This is a genomic window from Pseudomonas sp. S1_E05, from assembly GCF_056337105.1.
In genome coordinates this window covers 4,176,006-4,194,149 of the sequence record NZ_JBFRHM010000001.1, presented here as the reverse complement: position 1 = coordinate 4,194,149, position 18,144 = coordinate 4,176,006, and the positions used below count along the sequence as shown (strand labels likewise).

General features: G+C 61.0%; 14 protein-coding genes. 12 read left to right on the top strand and 2 right to left on the bottom strand.

The genetic code is table 11. The annotated features are described in order from the left end of the window. Window positions 1-128: 128 nt before the first annotated feature. From motA to AB4N33_RS19300, 3 genes are all read left to right on the top strand, one after another. Window positions 129-980: a flagellar motor stator protein MotA gene (gene motA / locus AB4N33_RS19310; RefSeq protein ID WP_371050223.1), complete on the top strand. Its 852-nt coding sequence runs from the start codon at window positions 129-131 to the stop codon at window positions 978-980. A 3-nt stretch (window positions 981-983) separates the two neighbouring features. After that, window positions 984-2,012, top strand: a complete 1,029-nt coding sequence (motB, locus tag AB4N33_RS19305; protein WP_460118616.1) for a flagellar motor protein MotB — start codon at window positions 984-986, stop codon at window positions 2,010-2,012. Window positions 2,013-2,568: 556 nt separating this feature from the next. Beyond that, complete coding sequence (locus AB4N33_RS19300; protein ID WP_476458027.1) at window positions 2,569-2,838, top strand: hypothetical protein; 270 nt, start codon at window positions 2,569-2,571, stop codon at window positions 2,836-2,838. 202 nt (window positions 2,839-3,040) lie between these two features. Here AB4N33_RS19300 and rsgA read toward each other — a convergent pair whose 3' ends face one another. Further along, window positions 3,041-4,072 (bottom strand): small ribosomal subunit biogenesis GTPase RsgA, encoded by a 1,032-nt coding sequence (gene rsgA / locus AB4N33_RS19295; protein WP_460118612.1) that lies wholly within the window; start codon window positions 4,070-4,072, stop codon window positions 3,041-3,043. Between the two features lie 107 nt (window positions 4,073-4,179). On the opposite strand from rsgA, the gene orn reads away from it, so the two are divergent. The 3 genes from orn to AB4N33_RS19280 all read left to right on the top strand — a co-directional run bounded on the left by orn (window position 4,180) and on the right by AB4N33_RS19280 (window position 10,378). Further along, window positions 4,180-4,722 (top strand): oligoribonuclease, encoded by a 543-nt coding sequence (gene orn, locus AB4N33_RS19290; protein WP_460118610.1) that lies wholly within the window; start codon window positions 4,180-4,182, stop codon window positions 4,720-4,722. Between the two features lie 200 nt (window positions 4,723-4,922). Next, on the top strand, window positions 4,923-5,534 hold the full coding sequence (locus AB4N33_RS19285) for a trimeric intracellular cation channel family protein (RefSeq protein WP_368556745.1): 612 nt from the start codon (window positions 4,923-4,925) through the stop codon (window positions 5,532-5,534). A gap of 104 nt (window positions 5,535-5,638) precedes the next feature. Further along, the gene (locus AB4N33_RS19280) at window positions 5,639-10,378 is read left to right on the top strand and encodes an RHS repeat domain-containing protein (RefSeq protein WP_476458026.1); all 4,740 of its coding nucleotides are present in this window, start codon (window positions 5,639-5,641) and stop codon (window positions 10,376-10,378) included. Between the two features lie 5 nt (window positions 10,379-10,383). Here the strand turns inward: AB4N33_RS19280 and queG are convergent, their stop codons facing one another. Then, window positions 10,384-11,454 carry a tRNA epoxyqueuosine(34) reductase QueG gene (gene queG / locus AB4N33_RS19275; RefSeq protein ID WP_460140396.1) on the bottom strand — a complete coding sequence of 357 codons (1,071 nt, stop codon included), beginning with the start codon at window positions 11,452-11,454 and terminating at the stop codon, window positions 10,384-10,386. 63 nt (window positions 11,455-11,517) lie between these two features. Here queG and AB4N33_RS19270 point away from each other — a divergent pair, with 63 nt between their 5' ends. From AB4N33_RS19270 to hfq, 6 genes are all read left to right on the top strand, one after another. Further along, on the top strand, window positions 11,518-13,017 hold the full coding sequence (locus tag AB4N33_RS19270) for an NAD(P)H-hydrate dehydratase (protein WP_476458025.1): 1,500 nt from the start codon (window positions 11,518-11,520) through the stop codon (window positions 13,015-13,017). Beyond that, window positions 13,005-13,475, top strand: coding sequence for a tRNA (adenosine(37)-N6)-threonylcarbamoyltransferase complex ATPase subunit type 1 TsaE (gene tsaE, locus AB4N33_RS19265; RefSeq protein ID WP_460118602.1), 471 nt, complete (start codon window positions 13,005-13,007; stop codon window positions 13,473-13,475). Before AB4N33_RS19270 ends, tsaE begins: the two co-directional genes overlap by 13 nt. A 48-nt stretch (window positions 13,476-13,523) precedes the next feature. After that, window positions 13,524-14,903: an N-acetylmuramoyl-L-alanine amidase gene (locus AB4N33_RS19260; RefSeq protein WP_460126833.1), complete on the top strand. Its 1,380-nt coding sequence runs from the start codon at window positions 13,524-13,526 to the stop codon at window positions 14,901-14,903. Beyond that, the gene (gene mutL, locus AB4N33_RS19255; protein ID WP_476458024.1) at window positions 14,900-16,807 is read left to right on the top strand and encodes a DNA mismatch repair endonuclease MutL; all 1,908 of its coding nucleotides are present in this window, start codon (window positions 14,900-14,902) and stop codon (window positions 16,805-16,807) included. The genes AB4N33_RS19260 and mutL overlap by 4 nt, the downstream gene beginning before the upstream one ends. Continuing rightward, on the top strand, window positions 16,807-17,778 hold the full coding sequence (miaA, locus tag AB4N33_RS19250) for a tRNA (adenosine(37)-N6)-dimethylallyltransferase MiaA (RefSeq protein WP_460118598.1): 972 nt from the start codon (window positions 16,807-16,809) through the stop codon (window positions 17,776-17,778). The genes mutL and miaA overlap by 1 nt, the downstream gene beginning before the upstream one ends. Window positions 17,779-17,871: 93 nt before the next feature. After that, on the top strand, window positions 17,872-18,132 hold the full coding sequence (gene hfq / locus AB4N33_RS19245) for an RNA chaperone Hfq (RefSeq protein ID WP_476458023.1): 261 nt from the start codon (window positions 17,872-17,874) through the stop codon (window positions 18,130-18,132). The last annotated feature ends 12 nt before the right edge of the window (window positions 18,133-18,144 follow it).

Sequence of the window (18,144 nt, the reverse complement as noted above, 5' to 3'; positions counted from 1 at the left end):
AATGGGCCAAATTGGCTTTTCGCCTGAACTGGCTATAGTCTGGCGCAGTTTTGCCGATAAGTAGAAGAAGAGATTTTTTAACTTCCGAATATGACCTTGAACCCGACTCAGTAAGTGCTCTCCTACCTATGGCTAAAATAATCGGCATCATCGTCGTATTCGCTAGCGTGCTCGGCGGATACGTGCTCTCCCACGGCAAAATTGCCGCCCTGATCCAACCCTTCGAAGTCATGATCATTGGCGGCGCAGCCCTGGGTGCGTTCCTGCAGGCCAACCCCGGCTATATGACCATGCACGTGCTCAAGAAATCCCTGAGCATGTTCGGCTCGCGCTTCAGCCACACCTTCTACCTGGAAGTGTTGGGGCTGGTTTACGAAATCCTCAATAAAAGTCGCCGTGAAGGCATGATGGCCATCGAAGGCGACATCGAAGATGCCGCGGCGAGCCCCATTTTCGCCAAGTATCCCGCAGTGTTGAAAGATGAACGCATGACCGCGTTTATCTGTGATTACCTGCGCATCATGTCGTCCGGCAACATGGCTCCCCATGAGCTGGAAGGTCTGTTCGACATGGAACTTTACAGCCTCAAGGAAGACCTGGAGCATCCTTCCCATGCGGTCAACGGCATTGCCGACGGCATGCCCGGTTTCGGTATTGTCGCCGCGGTACTGGGTATCGTGGTGACCATGGCCTCGCTCGGTGAGGGCGACCAGGCTTCCATCGGCTTGCACGTAGGTGCCGCACTGGTGGGTACCTTCTTCGGTATTCTCGCCGCTTACGGTTTTTTCGGCCCCCTGGCCCATTCCCTGGCCCACGATGCCAAGGAAGAGCTGAACGTATACGAAGCGATCAAAGCCTCGCTGGTGGCCTCGGCTTCTGGCATGCCGCCATCGCTGGCCGTGGAGTTCGGGCGCAAGGTTCTGTACCCGGCGCACCGTCCTAGCTTCGCTGAGCTGGAACAAGCGGTTCGCGGTCGCTAAACCATGGAAAATAATCAGCCGATAATCGTCAAGCGCGTAAAGCGCATAGCCGGCGGACATCACGGGGGCGCCTGGAAAATCGCCTTCGCTGACTTCGCGACGGCGATGATGGCGTTCTTCCTGGTGCTGTGGCTGCTGTCCACCGCGACACCGGAACAGAAGATCGCCATCGCCGGTTACTTCAAGGACCCGGTCGGGTTTTCCGAAAGTGGCACGCCCTACATCATTGACCTGGGCGGCTCGCCGACCCTGGCGCCGGAAAACACCCTCAACCCTGAGGTGAAGTCCCAGCCTCAGCCGGACAAGGTGACGGTCGACGCCGAACAGGTCGAAGGCATGGCCGAGATGGTCGAGAAGGAACGCCTGGAGCTGTTGCTGCAGGAACTGCAGAACAAGGTGGAAGAAAACCCGCAACTGCAGAAGTTCAAGGACCAGATCCTGTTCGAGATCACCACCGACGGCTTGCGTATCCAGATCGTGGACGCCGAGAACCGGCCGATGTTCGATTCCGGCAGTGCGCGCCTGAAGCCGTATTTCGAAGACATCCTGCTGGCCATGGCCGACACCATCAAGGCGGTGCCGAACAAGATCAGCGTCAGTGGCCACACCGATGCCAAGCCGTTCGCCGGTACCGGCGACTTCGGCAACTGGGAGCTGTCGGCCAACCGTGCCAACGCCGCACGCCGTGCGCTGGTGGCGGGCAGTTATCCGGAAGATCAGGTGGCGCGGGTGGTGGGTTATGCCTCGTCGGCACTGTTCGACCGCGAGAATCCGCTCAACCCGGTCAACCGCCGTATCGACATCATCGTGCTGACCAAGAAAGCCCAGCGTGCCATCGAAGGCTCGCAAGGTGCGGAACCGGCTCCGGAACCGACACAAGGCCAAGGTGGCCCAGGTGAAGTGCCGGCCAAACCGGCCGATCCAAACGCCTTGCCGCCTGAAAAGGAACCGCTACCGGCCCACGAGCTGCGCGAACGCCTGAACCTGTTCGACAACCCGGCCCCCAAACCGCCGGAAGCGCCGAAACAGTGATACGAAAAAGCCGCGATATGATCGCGGCTTTTTTGTGCCTGAATGGCCAATTTCAAAGCTAATCACCGACCCCTGTAGGAGCGAGCTTGCTCGCGATGGATGTCCAGACACCGCTGGATGTCAGGCCGCCAGCGTCATCGTTGACGACCATCGCGACGGTTCGACGCTTCGACAAGCTCGCTGCTACAGGTTCGGTGTTATGCCGGTGGGTGAGGTCGCCCGGGAAAAAACCGAAAAACCATCCATGTCCGAGATTGATGTGGGAAATCTCTTAGTTGCATAAACCGGGGTTTTCTTCATCTGGGGCGCGCCTATAGTTTCCCCGTCACCGACGAAAACGGTGATCGACTTTAGCCGGTCGTATCAGATGATGCACAAGCGCCCGTATAATCGCGGCGCTTTTTGCTGCCTTGGGTCTGCATGTCTATGGTGGCTGTGCGTGGGACACCTTCGGGTGTGCCGGAGTCATCTGCCGGTCGGCTAACCCGCGCATAGCTACCACCTAATTCGTTTAGCCGCGAAAGGTGGAGCTTCATTTATCAGATGAGATTCAGCCATGCCTAAATACCACCCCCTCCAAAACAATTTCAGCGCCGGCCCGATCCTGTACATCGATACCGGGGCCCGAGCTGTCGACCTGCTCGAAAACGCTGTCCACCGCCTCAAAATTGCCCGTAACCTGCTGAATAGCGTCACCTGCCTGAGCGTCAGGAATGCTGAAGGTCATGACCTGGAACACTTCGCCAGTGCCGCCCACCTTCTGTTGCAGGACGGTTGCGATGCGCTGGATGTGCTGGGTTGGTCGCTGGAAAAAGCCGCCCGCTAAATGCAAAAAAGCCGCGAAATGCTCGCGGCTTTTTTATGCCTGAATGGCCAATTTCAAAGCTAATCACCGACCCCTGTAGGAGCGAGCATGCTCGCGATGGATGTCCAGACACCGCTGGGTGTCAGGCTGCCAGCGTCATCGTTAACGACCATCGCGGCGGTTCGACGCTTCGACAAGCCCGCTCCCACCGGGACAACGCCGCTTAATAACCACCCTGCGGCAAGCTCGCGATGATCGAGCGATAGCTGTTCATCCGCTGCTGTTGCACGCGGCCGTCTTCCAGGGCCTTGAGCAGCGCACAGCCGGGTTCGCGGTCGTGTTTGCAATCGCGGAAGCGGCAGGTGCCGATCAGGTCGTTGAATTCGATGAAGCCGGCTTCGACGTCGGCGCGGCTGACGTGGCCGAGGCCGAATTCGCGGATGCCCGGGGAGTCGATCAATTCGCCACCACCGGGGAAGTGGAACAGGCGCGCGGTGGTGGTGGTGTGGGTGCCTTGGCCGGACAGCTCGGACAAAGGTCCGACGCGGGTGTCGACGTCCGGCAGCAGACTGTTGACCAGCGACGACTTGCCGACGCCGGACTGGCCTACGAACACACTGATGTGCCCGTCCAGTTGCTGTTGCAGTTGCTCCATGCCGTTGCCGTGGTGCGCCGACACTTCCAGCACCGGGTAACCCAGCGTGCGGTACACCGCGAGCAGGGCGTTGAGTGCCGGGGCGTTCTGCTCGTCGATCAGGTCGAACTTGTTGAGCAGCAACAGCGGGCGAATGCCGGCATGTTCGGCGGCCACCAGATAACGGTCAATCAGGTTGGCGTGAGGCTCGGGCAGCGGAGCGAAGACGATCACGATCATGTCGACGTTGGCCGCCACGGGCTTGAGCTGGCCGCGGCTGTCCGGGCGGCACAGTTCGGTGTTGCGCGGCAATTGCGCGACGATCACCCCGATGCCCTGATTGCCGGCGCGCCACACCACCTGATCGCCGGTCACCAGCGCCGGCAGGTTGGCGCGCAAATGGCAGCGAAACACCTGGCCAGCCAGTTCGCCAGCCAGCGCTTCGACTTCGACCTGCACACCAAAATGCGCAATCACAAGGCCTGTCTGTTCCGGGCCCAGGTCGCCACCCTCGAGTGCCTCGACCGCCGAGGACTCGCGTTTGGCGGCGCGGGCAGCGCGCTCGCCCTGAATTTTTTCGATGCGCCAGTTCTGACGACGATTGAGTTGGCGTTTGGCCATGGGTGTTCCACAAGAAGAATGCAGCGATTAGGTAAAACGGCCGCGAGTTTAGCACGCCCCGAGGCCTCCCTAAGCTAAACTGCGCAGCATTGCCTAGGAGTCGACACATGCTAAACGCGCAAAACCTGATCTGGATCGATCTGGAAATGACCGGTCTGAACCCTGACACCGACGTCATTATCGAAATGGCCACCATCGTCACCGACAGTGAGCTCAACACCCTGGCCGAAGGCCCGGTGATCGCCATTCACCACAGTGACGAAGTGCTCGCCACCATGGACGAGTGGAACACCCGCACCCACGGCAACTCGGGCCTGACCCAGCGTGTGCGTGAGAGCCGCATCAGCATGGCCGAAGCCGAAGCGCAAACCATCGCGTTCCTGGAACAGTGGGTGCCGAAGGGCAAATCGCCGATCTGCGGCAACAGCATCTGCCAGGACCGTCGCTTCCTTTATACCCACATGAAAGGCCTGGAAAGTTACTTCCACTACCGCAACCTCGACGTGTCGACTCTCAAGGAGCTGGCGGCACGCTGGGCGCCGGATGTGCGTGACAGCTTCAAAAAGGGCAGTACCCACCTGGCACTGGACGACATTCGCGAATCGATCGCGGAGTTGCAGCATTACCGCAAGCATTTCATCAAGGTTTGATTTGCCGGTGTCTGGGCGGGCCTCTTCGCGAGCAAGCCCGCTCCCACAATTGATCGCGTTCACAATTGGGCTTCTGTGGGAGCGGCGGTGCGACGATTCGACTTGCTCGCGATGGGGCCAGCACAATCTACAAGGCACGCCCCCCTTTGGTGCCGCCCCTTAATGGCTAGACTGCGCGCCTTCTCGCAAGGACTGCCGCCATGTTGCTGATGCTTTACCTGATCGCCATTACCGCCGAAGCCATGACCGGGGCGCTGTCCGCGGGGCGGCGGGGCATGGACTGGTTTGGCGTGGTGCTGATTGCCTGCATCACGGCGCTGGGCGGTGGCTCGGTGCGCGATGTTTTGCTCGGCCATTATCCGCTGACGTGGGTCAAACACCCGGAGTACCTGGTGCTGACGTCGATTGCGGCCATGGTCACCGTGTTCACCGCGCGCTGGATGCGCCACCTGCGTTCGCTGTTTCTGGTGCTCGATGCCGTGGGGCTGGTGGCCTTCACTTTGATCGGCTGTATGACCGCCCTGGAAATGGGCCACGGCATGCTGGTGGCCTCGGTCAGCGGTGTGATTACCGGGGTGTTTGGCGGCATCCTTCGTGACATATTCTGTAACGACATCCCGCTGATCTTCCGCCGCGAGTTGTACGCCAGCGTTTCCTTCGCGGCCGCCTGGTGCTACATGCTGTGCATCTACCTGCAACTGCCCGGCGAACAGGCGATCCTGATCACCCTGTTTGGTGGATTTCTCCTTCGCTTGCTGGCCATTCGTTTCCATTGGGAAATGCCCAAGTTCGTCTATAACGACGAACAGTGAGACACATGCACTCACAGACCCTTTGCGTTGCGGTACATAGATAAAGACAAGGCGTTCAAGTGACTCAATAAGCTGTGGGCTACCACTGTTTAAAGGATCCTTCCATGCCTGATTCATCGACTGCCAGCGATGCTGGGGCCCCACCTCTACATTCCAATGCTTTCAATTTCAGCGGGTTTCTCACCGGAGGGGTCGATCCTCGCACCGGCACGTATACCTGCTCGCTGACACTGGGCGAGCTCAGGTCCAACTTTTTGCAGGGGCCAAGCCTGCCAATCAGGCTTTTCTTCAATCCACTCCAGACCCATGACGGCGGATTCGGGAAGGGCTGGTCACTGGCACTGACCCGCTACGACGTACCCCATGGCCTCCTGACCCTGGCGGGGGGCGAACGTTACCAGGCGAAGAAGACGTCTTCGGGGCTCGTCCTTGACGAACTCAAGCTGAAGACTTTCAAGGTGCTTTGTCGGGAATCCGGACGCTTTGATGTCGTGCATAAAAGCGGCTTGATCGAAGAACTGGAGGTCTACGTCGGTAGTGAGCTGGCGGTGCCCAAAAGAATCGTTTCGGCCAACGGCGGGGCGATCCTGTTCGATTACCAGTCGATGGGTGATGAGCCGGCGCTGTCCGCCGTGCGCGACGCCACTCGAGCCTTGTTGAGCATCGAGCGAACGCCTGGCCAGGTGGTCTTGACGTTGTACCCAGGCAGCGAGTGCGCCGCGTCCTTCACGCTGAAACAGGCCGGTGATCGGGTGAGTGCCGTGCAGTTACCCGACGGCAGTGCCTGGATACTGAGCAGTCAGGCCATCGGCGGGGCCGAATGCCTGACAGAGGTCATCTCACCCCTGGGGGCGCGCGAGCAGATCCGCTACGAAGCGGCGGGCCATCGGCTTCCCCGTGGCGCGCCACAGACGACGATCCCGCATGTATGCACCCATACGGTTTTCCCGGGCCTGCAACCGGCCATCACTACCCACTACCGATTCTCGCCGACCAATTTCCTGGGGTACGACGACAGTGATCTGCACTGGAGGCGGGACGGCGACACCTTGTACCAGAGGAGCTCGGACTACCTGTATTCCTCGGTGGAAATGCTGATGGAGGGTGCCAACGTGCATCGCTCCATCAAGCGTACCTACAACAAATACCATTTGCTGATCTCCCAAGTGACCCGCTGCAATCAAAGCGTGGTGTCGAGAACGGTCGATTATCACCTTGAGCCGGGCAAACCGTTCACCGGGCAGCCCGCGCAATTCCGACTGCCCAAGGTCCAGACGCTGCGCTATGAAAACCGCCAGACCCAGGCTTTCCGCGAGGAGGTGACCACGACCCTGTTCGATGCCTGGGGCAACCTTCTCAAGCATGTCGCGCCGAACGGGGTGGTGACCGTCTCGACGTTTTACCCGGCCAGCGGTGCCGAAGGTTGTCCGGCCGACCCGCTGGGGTTCGCGCGCTTCGAGAAAAGCCGAACCGTACGGGCGGCAGCGGATCTTGCCCAGGCTGCGACGACGCAGCTGCAATTTCGCTACCGGCAAATCGGCGAGCCCGGTAAGCCTGGCTGCGATGTCGTACTGTCGCAACAGCGCTTTTACGAGCACACGCAGGCGGGAGCGGTCTTGCGGTTGCAGACCGATCTCGAATACACCGAGATGGTCACAGACCCGCAGGCTTACACCGTGCTGCACAAATACACAGTGCGCCAGGGCGGGGAGTCGTGCGCGACGCATTTCGAGTACCTGCTTGATGACACCGCGTTGCAGATGCAAACCATCCAGTTGGGGTTCGATGAAACCCGCCAGGAATCGAGTGTGAGCGCGTCTGTCATCAATGGCTTGAAGCGCTCGGAGCAGAACGAGGACCAGGGGCGCGTCGACTTCACTTACGATGGCCTGGGTCGAGAAACGAGCCGAACCGTTGCAGCCGGCAGTGAATTCGAAAGCCGCAACAGCTCGCGTTTTAAACAGGAGAAGAAGGGGGCCCGGATCCTGGTGACGAAACTGGACACCGATGCCATGGGCCAACACAGCAAAACCCGCTATGACGGGCTTGGGCGGGTCATTGAGGTCGAAGAGCAGGACCCGGAGCAGGACGGGGACGTGGTGTTTCGCGAGGTCTATGCCGCGAAGTACGACGTGCTCGGGCAAATGACTGGTGAAAAAAAGATCGACTGGTGGCTCGGGCAGCGCCAGGTGTTCAATACGGTCTTCACCTATGATGATTGGGGGCAGGTCAGCAGTACGGTGCACCCCGATGGTCGTCGGGAGCGTCGCGACTTTGACCCGATCCTGCGCAAGGAGACGACCTGGCTGGAGGGTATGGGCAAAACCGTCACGGTGTACAACACATTCGGTAAACCCGACAGCATCGAGCGCTTCGATACCTCGAACAACAGCCATGGCGCACAGCTTTATGCCTATGACGGTCTGGGCCGTTGCGTCGAGCAGACCGACCCCGTGGGGAATCGCACCACCCATGCCTATGACGTGTTCGATCGCCTGACCCTCAGCACGTTACCCGACGGCAGTGCGGTGCAGACCACCTACGCCGGGCACTCCCGGCAGTCCTTGCCGGTCGGCATCACGGTGGCCGGCCATACGCTGGGGCGACAGGTATTCGATGGGCTGGGGCGCTTGACCCTGCGCGTCGTAGGTGGCCGGACCAGTCGGGTGGGATATGAAGCCGGTTGCAGCCAACCTGCCTGGAAGCAAACGCCCGCTGGCGAGCGCGTCGAATACCGCTACGAAGCCCAATTGGGTGGTGTTGTCACGCAACGCCAGGCCACCGGATTACTCGCCAGCTACGAATATCATCCTCAGCTGGGCGAGTTGACCCGGTGTGTCGAGCAGGGCCGCGAAACCCGACTGACGTACGACCGGGCCGGGCGCCTCAAAAGTGAGACTTCCCGGGTCGGCGACGACGGTAAAAGTGTCTTCTACAGCTATTCCCTGGGTGGTCGATTGCTTCGTTTCGTCGACGTTCTGGGTGAACCGCACACGACCGGGTATGACGATGCAGGTCGTGCGCAGTCATTTGAACATCGGGCGCTGAACGCCACTTTTTCCTACAATACACTCAGTCAACTGGTGGCGATCGAGGCCCGCGCCACGCAGGGACAAGGCTCCATGACCACGCGTATGGCCTACGATGATTTCGGGCGCGAGGTGTCGCGAACCTTCCAGTTCGGCGATGGCGTGACGCAGGTCTTGTCCTCTACCTACAGCCAGGCGGACAAGCTGATGCGAAAGACGTTGCGGCACGAGCAGGCGGTGTTGCGCGACGAGCAGTTCACCTACGACTCGCGCGGTCGCCTGTGCTTTTATGAGTGCACGGGCACTCAACGGCCGCGCGATGCCCAGGGCAAGGAAATCATCCGGCAAGCCTACGTGTTCGATGCACTCGATAACATCCTCACCCTGGAAACCCGATTCCCCGGTGGCACCAACCTCACGACTTTCGAGTACAGCGCTACTGACCCGACCCGATTGACTGCGATCCGTAACAGCCACAAGGACTACCCGGCGCCAGTGACGCTGCAATACGACGACAATGGTCATCTGGTCCTGGATGAACAGGGGAGGCGTATTTCCTACGATGCCCTGGGGCGCCTGGTCCGGGTCGCCGGCACGGACCAGCAGGTCATACGCGACTTTCATTACGACGCCCGGGATCGGCTGGTCGAGCTGGCCCAGCCGTCAGGGGCGACCACCCGGCGTTATTATCGAAACGATCGGAGCAGCAATGATCTCGAGGGTGCCAGCAGCCGCACGTCGTTGGCGTCGAACGGCCTTCTGTTGGGGCTGGAGCGCCGAGGTACCGATGCCGGGATCGGGCTGCTGGCTGTCGATCAGCAGCGTAGCGTGCTCAGCGAGACGTCGGGCACGCAATGTTCGCCGTTTGCCTACAGCCCTTTTGGTCATCGACGGGTGCAGGCCGGTTCGTTCAGCGTGCCGGGATTCAGTGGCGAGCTACTCGATCCGCAGAGCGGTTTGTACCTGCCCGGAAACGGTTATCGTGTTTACAGCCCGACCCTGAGGCGCTTCCTCAGCCCCGACAACCTGAGCCCGTTCGGTGCGGGTGGTTTGAATCCCTACGCTTATTGCGCAGGCGATCCGATCAATCGAGTCGATCCCACCGGGCATTTCTGGGGGGCGATCCTGAGTGGCGTGGTCTCGTTCATCGGCATTGCAGCCAGTGTTTTGACATTAGGCGTCGCGACGCCACTGGCAATGGTGGGATTGGCCATGGGGGTCGTTTCCGGCGTTACCGGAGCGACTGCCGCTGTGTTGCGGACCTTTGACGCGGAGTCGGAAGCGGCGGATATCCTCGACTGGGTCAGTATCGGGGCAGGCGGGGGTTCGGTGGTGGCAGGGGTTGGCGCCATCGGTAAGGCCACCGTGCATTGGGGCAATCGGCTTGGCAAAGCCTTTTCGAAGGGGTTGAGCCCCAAGCGCCCACCCTCGGCATCGGGAATCGGTACAAAAACCGGGAATGCCGGCAGTTCGGTCGGCGAAGGCTTCAGGGGCAATGGGCCGTGGAAAATCAAGCTGGCCGAGCCGAAAAGCATCTCGAAACAACTGAGGCGCGCGCAGCAACACGAGTACGACCAATTCAAGAACGCGATCTACCACAAAGGGGTGGACCCGGCCGAAGCGGTTCGGCACATGGGCGACCCCAACCCCAAATTCCTGCAGCATCATTCGAAGGCCTGGAAGGACCTTCAGGGTAACAGGGTCAACCGGGTCGATATGTGGGAGGCCCGGCTCGGCGGCAAGGACCGCGTGACGTACCTGGTCGATGACACCGACAAGTTGGTCACTGTTCTACAGGTAGGTGGCCACACCTGAGCCACTCAGGAGGCGCGAGCAGAATGCTGGCGCAACGCCCATTCCACGTGTTCCCTGACCATCTCCGAGGGATAATCCCGCCGTGCCTTCAGCGCTTCCAGCACCTGGATCGTCGAAGGCGCATTGCCCAGGCCCACGGCCAGATTCCGCAACCAGCGCTCGTACCCCGCCCGGCGCAGTGGCGAGCCTTCGGTACTGCTGAGGAATTTATCCTCGTCCCACAGGAACAGCTCCGCCAGTTCGGCGTTGTCCAGGTTATGCCGTGGCTTGAAGTCGCCTTCACCGGATGGTTTGGCAAAGCGGTTCCACGGGCAGACGATCTGACAGTCATCACAGCCGAACACCCGATTGCCGATCAGGGGGCGCAACTCTTCAGGGATGGCGTTTTTCAGCTCGATGGTCAGGTAGGAAATACAGCGTCGGGCATCCAGCACGTAGGGACCGACAAAGGCGTTGGTCGGGCAGATGTCGAGGCACGCCGTGCATTTTCCGCAATGATCGCTGGCGTGCGGCGGATCGACCGGCAACGGCAGGTCGACGAACAATTCGCTCAGAAAGAAATAACTGCCGGCCTTGCGATTCAAGACCAGTGTGTTCTTGCCGATCCAGCCTAGACCCGCCTGCTGTGCAATGGCTTTTTCCAGCACTGGAGCGCTGTCGACGAATGCCCGGTAGCCGAACGGGCCGATCACTCCTTGAATTTTTTCTGCCAGTTGTTGCACACGTTTACGGATCAATTTGTGGTAATCGCGGCCCAAGGCATAACGCGATACGTAGGCTTTTTCCGGTTGGGCCAGGCGTTTGGCCATTTCGGTGTCGCCTGGCAGGTAGTCCATGCGCAGGGACACCACCCGAAGTGTGCCGGGCACCAGTTCCTCCGGATGCGAACGTTTGCTGCCGTGGGCGCCCATGTAGTCCATTTCGCCGTGATAGCCGGCTTCGAGCCAGCGCTCCAGGTGCTGCTCATGCTCGGCGAGGTCCAGGCCGCTGATGCCGACTTGCTGGAAGCCCAGCTCGCGGCCCCAGTCCTTGATGGATTGGGCGAGGGCGGACAGGTCTGTAGTAATGGCGGACATGAGGCGAGAGAAACCGGAGCTGAGGTGCGTATAATTCTGCCAGACATCGGAGCCCGAAGACGCATGCCGCACACTAAAGATGATTTACCCGACGCGCTGTACGGCGCCGCGCAAGTGCGAGCCATCGATGCGCGGCTGATCGCTGCCGGCACACCGCGCTTCGAATTGATGCAGCGCGCTGCGTATGCCACCTGGCGGACGCTGGTCCGGCGCTGGCCGGGCGCGGACGAATTGACGGTCGTTGCGGGCCACGGCAATAACGCCGGTGATGGCTATCTGATTGCTGTGCTGGCCAGGCGTGCCGGTTGGAAGGTTCGCGTGTTGGCTGCCGGTGATCCTCAGCGCTTGCAAGGCGATGCCGCGTTGGCCTGTGCCGAGGCACGGGCCGAGGGCGTGGACATTGAGACCTGGGGCGCGCAATCGGCGCTTCGGGGCGTCGTCGTGGACGCGGTGCTGGGCACGGGGCTGACGGGCGAGGTGCGCGAGCCCTTCGCCAGTGTCATCGGTGCAATCAACGCCAGTGGCTTGCCGGTGGCGGCGGTGGATATACCTTCGGGGCTGTGTGCCGATACCGGCCGGGTATTGGGTGTGGCGGTGCGGGCCGACCTGACCGTGACATTCATCGCTCTGAAGCTGGGACTGTTCACCGGGGACGCGGCGGATGTGCTCGGAGAGCTGGTGTTCAATGATCTGCAAGCATCACCGCAGGCTTTCGAGGGCGTCGACGTCAGGGCGCGTCGACTGACGGCCAGCAACTTGCCTCGTGTGGCGAGTCGCGCGCCGAGCGCCCATAAAGGCCAATTCGGCCATGTCCTGTTGATCGGCGGGGATCACGGTTTTGGGGGTGCCATCCTGCTCAGCGCGCAAAGTGCGCTGCGCAGTGGCGCGGGCATGGTGTCGCTGGCCACCCGTAGCGAACATGTGCCGGCAGCGCTGGCCCGGCTCCCGGAAGCCATGGTCCTGGGCACTTCGTCGGCCAATCAGTTGATGGGATTACTGCAAAAGGTTTCCGTGCTGGTGGTCGGGCCCGGCTTGGGGCAGTCTTCCTGGGGGCGAAGTTTGCTGTCGGCAGCGGCCAATGCACCGTTGCCGCAGGTTTGGGATGCTGATGCCCTGAATATGCTGGCGGCAGGGCAGGTGAAGCTGCCCGGTGGCGGTGTGATCACACCTCATCCGGGCGAGGCCGCACGGTTGCTCGGGATCACTACCGCTCAGGTTCAGGCCGACCGGCCAGGCGCCGCCCAGGCACTGAGCAAAAGATATACAGCGGTTGTGGTGCTCAAGGGCGCCGGCAGCCTGATCGCCAGCCCCGACGGGCGTCTGGCGGTGTGTCATCAGGGCCACCCGGCCATGGCCACAGCGGGTCTGGGCGATGTGCTGGCCGGTTTGATTGGCGCGTTGTTGGCGCAAGGCATGAGCCCGTTCGACGCTGCTTGTCTTGCGGTCTGGCTGCACGCCAATGCCGGGGCGCAACAAGGTAATTCGGGCCGTGGGCTGGCGGCCAGTGATTTGATTCCAGCCATTCGTCAGTTGTTGGAGGAGCAAGCACCGTGTCTGAAGTAACCCTGTACCTGGCTGATGAGCAAGCGATGACCGCTTTTGGCACACGCATCGCGAAAACCACCGAAGGGCACGGTCTGATTTTTCTCGAGGGGGATCTGGGGGCGGGTAAAACCACGCTGTCCAGGGGCATCATCCGTGGCCTGGGCCACGTGGGCGCGGTGAAAAGCCCGACCTTCACGTTGGTTGAACCCTACGAGATCGGCGACATTCGCGCCTTCCATTTCGACCTTTATCGGCTGGTTGACCCGGAAGAGCTGGAGTACCTCGGCATCCGTGACTATTTCGAAGACGATGCGTTATGCCTGATAGAGTGGCCCCAGAAGGGGGCAGGCTTTTTGCCAAAGCCCGACCTGACCATTACCATTAGCCCCCAAGGCAGTGGGCGTTCGCTGAAAATTTTGTCCCAGGGCTCGCGTGGCGAGTCCTGGTGTGCCGCTTTGGCATTGGAATCCAATTAAATGATGGGGTCAGGTATGCGCTTTCGCGCGATGGTAGCTGCCGTTGGGATGTTGTTTTTGGCGGTGACCGTCAACGCTATGGCCGACACGAAGGTCAACAGTGTTCGTCTGTGGCGGGCGCCGGACAACACACGTCTGGTGTTCGACCTCACCGGGCCGGTGCAGCACAGTGTGTTCACCTTGACCGCCCCGGATCGACTGGTGATCGACATCAATGGCGCCAGCCTTGGCGCGCCATTGAACGTCTCCACCGCCAACACCCCGATCACCGCCATGCGCTCGGCTCAACGCACGCCGACCGACCTGCGGGTGGTCATCGATCTTAAAAAAGCCGTCACGCCGAAGAGTTTCACCCTGGCGCCAAATGCCCAGTATGGCAACCGCCTGGTGGTCGACCTGTTCGACAATCCGGCGGACGCTGCGCCGATTCCGGCGCCGACCAACGTCGCGACCGTCGCCCCGGTCCCGGTCACCCCGGTAGATCCTCCGGTGAAGTTGCCGCCTGCCCCAGCCGGCAAGCGCGACATCATTGTGGTCATCGATGCCGGCCACGGCGGTGAAGACCCGGGGGCCTCGGGTTCCCGTGGTCAGCGCGAAAAAGACGTGGTGCTGTCCATCGCCCGTGAACTGCAACGGCAAGTCAACGGGATGAAAGGCTTCCGCGCCGAACTGACCCGTACTGGCGACTACTTCATTCCGCTGCGCGGGCGCACCGAAATTGCGCGCAAGAAAGGCGCCGATCTGTTCGTCTCGATCCACGCCGATGCCGCACCCTCCACCGCCGCGTTCGGTGCGTCGGTGTTCGCCCTGTCGGATCGTGGCGCCACGTCGGAAACGGCACGGTGGCTGGCGGACAGTGAAAACCGTTCCGACCTGATCGGCGGTGCGGGCAACGTCAGTCTCGACGACAAGGACCGCATGCTCGCGGGCGTATTGCTCGATCTGTCGATGACCGCGTCGCTGACTTCCAGCCTGAACGTCGGTCAGAAGGTCCTGAGCAACATCGGGCGCGTCACGCCTTTGCACAAACAACGTGTGGAGCAGGCCGGGTTCATGGTGTTGAAGTCGCCGGACATCCCATCGATCCTGGTGGAAACCGGTTTTATCTCCAACGCCAACGAAGCGTCCAAGCTCGCCGCGTCCAGCCACCAGCAGGCCCTGGCACGCTCGATCAGCAGCGGTGTGCGCCAGTTCTTCCAGCAGAATCCTCCGCCGGGGACCTACATCGCCTGGTTGCGTGATTCCGGCAAGATTGCCCAGGGCCCACGGGACCACCGGGTCAACCCCGGCGAAACCCTGGCAATGATCGCCGTGCGCTACCAGGTGTCGCCGGCGACCTTGCGCAGTGCCAACAACCTGAAAACCGATGAGTTGAAAATCGGTCAGACCCTGACCATTCCCGGCACTGAACTGGCGTCCAAAGAATGAATCAGGTGGTGACCAACAGCGCTCGTATCGAGCTGCTCAGCCCCCGACTGGCCAACCAGATTGCCGCCGGTGAGGTGGTCGAGCGCCCGGCTTCGGTGATCAAGGAGTTGCTGGAAAACAGCCTCGACTCCGGTGCCAAACGCATCGATGTCGATGTGGAGCTGGGCGGCATCAAGCTGCTGCGGGTGCGCGACGATGGCCGAGGCATCGCCGCCGATGACCTGCCGCTGGCCCTGGCGCGACACGCCACCAGCAAGATCCGCAACCTGGAAGACCTCGAGCAGGTGATGAGCCTGGGGTTTCGCGGTGAGGCGCTGGCTTCGATCAGTTCCGTGTCGCGCCTGACCCTGACGTCACGTACCCGCGATGCCGATCAGGCGTGGCAGGTGGAGACCGAAGGTCGGGAGATGGCGCCCCGTGTCCAGCCGGCGGCTCACCCGGTGGGCACGTCGGTGGAAGTGCGCGACCTGTTCTTCAATACCCCGGCGCGGCGCAAATTCCTCAAGACCGAAAAAACCGAATTCGATCACCTGCAGGAAGTGATCAAGCGCCTGGCGCTCGCCCGGTTCGACGTGGCGTTTCATTTGCGTCACAACGGCAAGACCATCCTCAGCCTGCATGAGGCCCATGATGATGCGGCCCGCGCACGGCGTGTGGCAGCCATTTGCGGCCCGGGTTTCCTGGAGCAGGCGCTGCCCATCGAAATCGAGCGCAATGGCCTGCATCTGTGGGGATGGGTCGGCTTGCCCACCTTCAATCGCAGCCAGGCGGACTTGCAATACTTCTTCGTCAATGGCCGGGCCGTGCGCGACAAACTGGTGGCCCACGCGGTGCGCCAGGCCTATCGCGATGTGCTGTTCAATGGCCGGCACCCGACATTCGTGCTGTTCTTCGAGGTCGACCCAACCGGCGTCGACGTCAACGTGCACCCGACCAAGCACGAAGTGCGCTTTCGCGAAGGGCGCATGGTCCATGACTTCCTCTATGGCACCTTGCACCGCGCCTTGGGCGATGTACGTCCCGACGATCATCTGGCCGCACCGGTAGCGACCGCCATCGTCCGCCCGACCGGCCTTGAAGCCGGCGAGTTCGGGCCACAGGGCGAAATGCGCCTGGCGGCCAATGCCCTGCTGGAGCAGCCGCAGGCCCAACCGTCATTCAATGCCGCCGGCGCTGGAGCTGGCGCCGGTTATCAGTATCAATACACTCCGCGCCCGCAGTCGACGATGCCGGCAGCGGAAGCCCAGGCCGCCTATCGCGAGTTCTTCGCGCCGCTGCCCGAAGCCAACGCCGCTGCGCTTCCCGAAGGGCAGGGCGATATCCCGCCGTTGGGTTATGCGTTGGCGCAGCTCAAGGGTATCTACATCCTCTCGGAAAACGCCCAGGGTCTGGTGCTGGTAGACATGCACGCCGCCCATGAGCGGATCATGTACGAGCGACTCAAGGTCGCCATGGCGAGCGAGAGTCTGAGCGGACAGCCACTATTGGTCCCTGAATCGTTGGCGCTGAGTCAGCGCGAGGCCGATTGTGCCGAAGAGCACGTCGCCTGGTTCCAGCGCCTGGGCTTCGAATTGCAGCGTTTGGGCCCGGAGACTCTGGCCATTCGCCAGATTCCGGCGTTGCTCAAGCAAGCCGAAGCCAACCGGCTGGTCAGCGATGTACTGGCGGACCTGATGGAATATGGCACCAGCGACCGCATTCAGGCCCACCTCAACGAACTGCTGGGCACCATGGCCTGTCACGGTGCGGTGCGGGCGAATCGGCGGCTGGCCCTGCCGGAAATGAACGGCTTGCTGCGTGACATGGAAAACACCGAGCGCAGCGGCCAATGCAACCATGGCCGACCGACCTGGACCCAACTGGGCCTGGACGATCTGGACAAATTGTTCCTGCGCGGTCGTTGATGAGCCAGCTCCCACCTGCGATTTTCCTGATGGGCCCGACTGCAGCGGGCAAGACCGACCTGGCCATCGAGCTGACCAAGGTCCTGCCCTGCGAACTGATCAGTGTCGATTCGGCCCTGGTCTATCGCGGCATGGACATCGGCACCGCCAAGCCTTCGAAAGAAATCCTGGCTGAATTCCCACACCGCTTGATCGATATTCTCGACCCGGCAGAGAGCTATTCGGCGGCCGATTTCCGCCGTGACGCCCTGCAAGCCATGGCCGAGATCACCGCGCGCGGCAAGATTCCGCTGCTGGTGGGCGGCACCATGCTCTATTACAAGGCGCTGCTCGAAGGCCTGGCGGACATGCCGGCAGCCGATCCCGAAGTGCGGGCGCAAATAGAAGAAGAGGCTGCACGCCTTGGCTGGCAAGCCCTGCACGAGCAATTGCAGCGTATCGACCCCGAGTCGGCGGCGCGCATACACCCCAACGATCCCCAGCGCCTCAGTCGCGCATTGGAAGTTTATCGGGTCAGCGGTCAGAGCATGACCGCGCTTCGATTGCAACAAAGTGCGCAAAGTACTGAAGCAGCCGCGTCGGGACGGCAACAATTGCCCTATACTGTCGCGAACTTGGCCATTGCCCCGGCAAATCGCCAGGTACTGCACGAACGAATTAAACAAAGATTCACTTTGATGTTGGAACAGGGGTTCATGGACGAGGTCGTAGCCCTGCGTGAAAGAGGTGACCTGCACACCGGGTTGCCATCTATACGTGCGGTCGGTTATCGACAAGTCTGGGACTATCTGGATGGCAAGCTGACAGAAGCCGAAATGCAGGAGCGTGGAATCATCGCCACGCGCCAATTGGCCAAGCGTCAGTTCACGTGGTTGCGCAGCTGGGCTGACTTACACTGGTTGGACAGTCTCGATTGCGACAATCTGCCACGCGTCTTGAAATACCTTGGAGCCATCTCCATATTGAGCTGAGTCTTTGCAATTGCCGTCTATCCTTGGGGGTGTGACGGCCACAAGCCAACTGTTTACCTATTTTTATATTGAATCCTTAAAGGAGTGCGACACATGTCAAAAGGGCATTCGCTACAAGACCCTTACTTGAATACTTTACGTAAAGAGAAAGTTGGGGTGTCCATCTACCTGGTCAACGGGATCAAACTGCAAGGCACGATCGAGTCGTTTGACCAGTTCGTCATCCTGCTGAAAAACACCGTCAGCCAGATGGTCTACAAGCACGCTATCTCTACAGTGGTGCCGGTTCGTCCAATTCGTCTGCCTAGCGCAACCGAATCCGAGTCGGGTGACACTGAACCAGGTAACGCCTGATAGGAGTCTCCT

Bases quoted from the DNA above. Each gene is read 5' to 3' on its own strand.
- motA (WP_371050223.1), top strand. From the start codon at position 129: ATGGCTAAAATAATCGGCATCATCGTCGTATTCGCTAGCGTGCTCGGC.
- motB (WP_460118616.1), top strand. From the start codon at position 984: ATGGAAAATAATCAGCCGATAATCGTCAAGCGCGTAAAGCGCATAGCC.
- AB4N33_RS19300 (WP_476458027.1), top strand. From the start codon at position 2,569: ATGCCTAAATACCACCCCCTCCAAAACAATTTCAGCGCCGGCCCGATC.
- rsgA (WP_460118612.1), bottom strand. From the start codon at position 4,072: ATGGCCAAACGCCAACTCAATCGTCGTCAGAACTGGCGCATCGAAAAA.
- orn (WP_460118610.1), top strand. From the start codon at position 4,180: ATGCTAAACGCGCAAAACCTGATCTGGATCGATCTGGAAATGACCGGT.
- AB4N33_RS19285 (WP_368556745.1), top strand. From the start codon at position 4,923: ATGTTGCTGATGCTTTACCTGATCGCCATTACCGCCGAAGCCATGACC.
- AB4N33_RS19280 (WP_476458026.1), top strand. From the start codon at position 5,639: ATGCCTGATTCATCGACTGCCAGCGATGCTGGGGCCCCACCTCTACAT.
- queG (WP_460140396.1), bottom strand. From the start codon at position 11,454: ATGTCCGCCATTACTACAGACCTGTCCGCCCTCGCCCAATCCATCAAG.
- AB4N33_RS19270 (WP_476458025.1), top strand. From the start codon at position 11,518: ATGCCGCACACTAAAGATGATTTACCCGACGCGCTGTACGGCGCCGCG.
- AB4N33_RS19260 (WP_460126833.1), top strand. From the start codon at position 13,524: ATGTTGTTTTTGGCGGTGACCGTCAACGCTATGGCCGACACGAAGGTC.
- mutL (WP_476458024.1), top strand. From the start codon at position 14,900: ATGAATCAGGTGGTGACCAACAGCGCTCGTATCGAGCTGCTCAGCCCC.
- miaA (WP_460118598.1), top strand. From the start codon at position 16,807: ATGAGCCAGCTCCCACCTGCGATTTTCCTGATGGGCCCGACTGCAGCG.
- hfq (WP_476458023.1), top strand. From the start codon at position 17,872: ATGTCAAAAGGGCATTCGCTACAAGACCCTTACTTGAATACTTTACGT.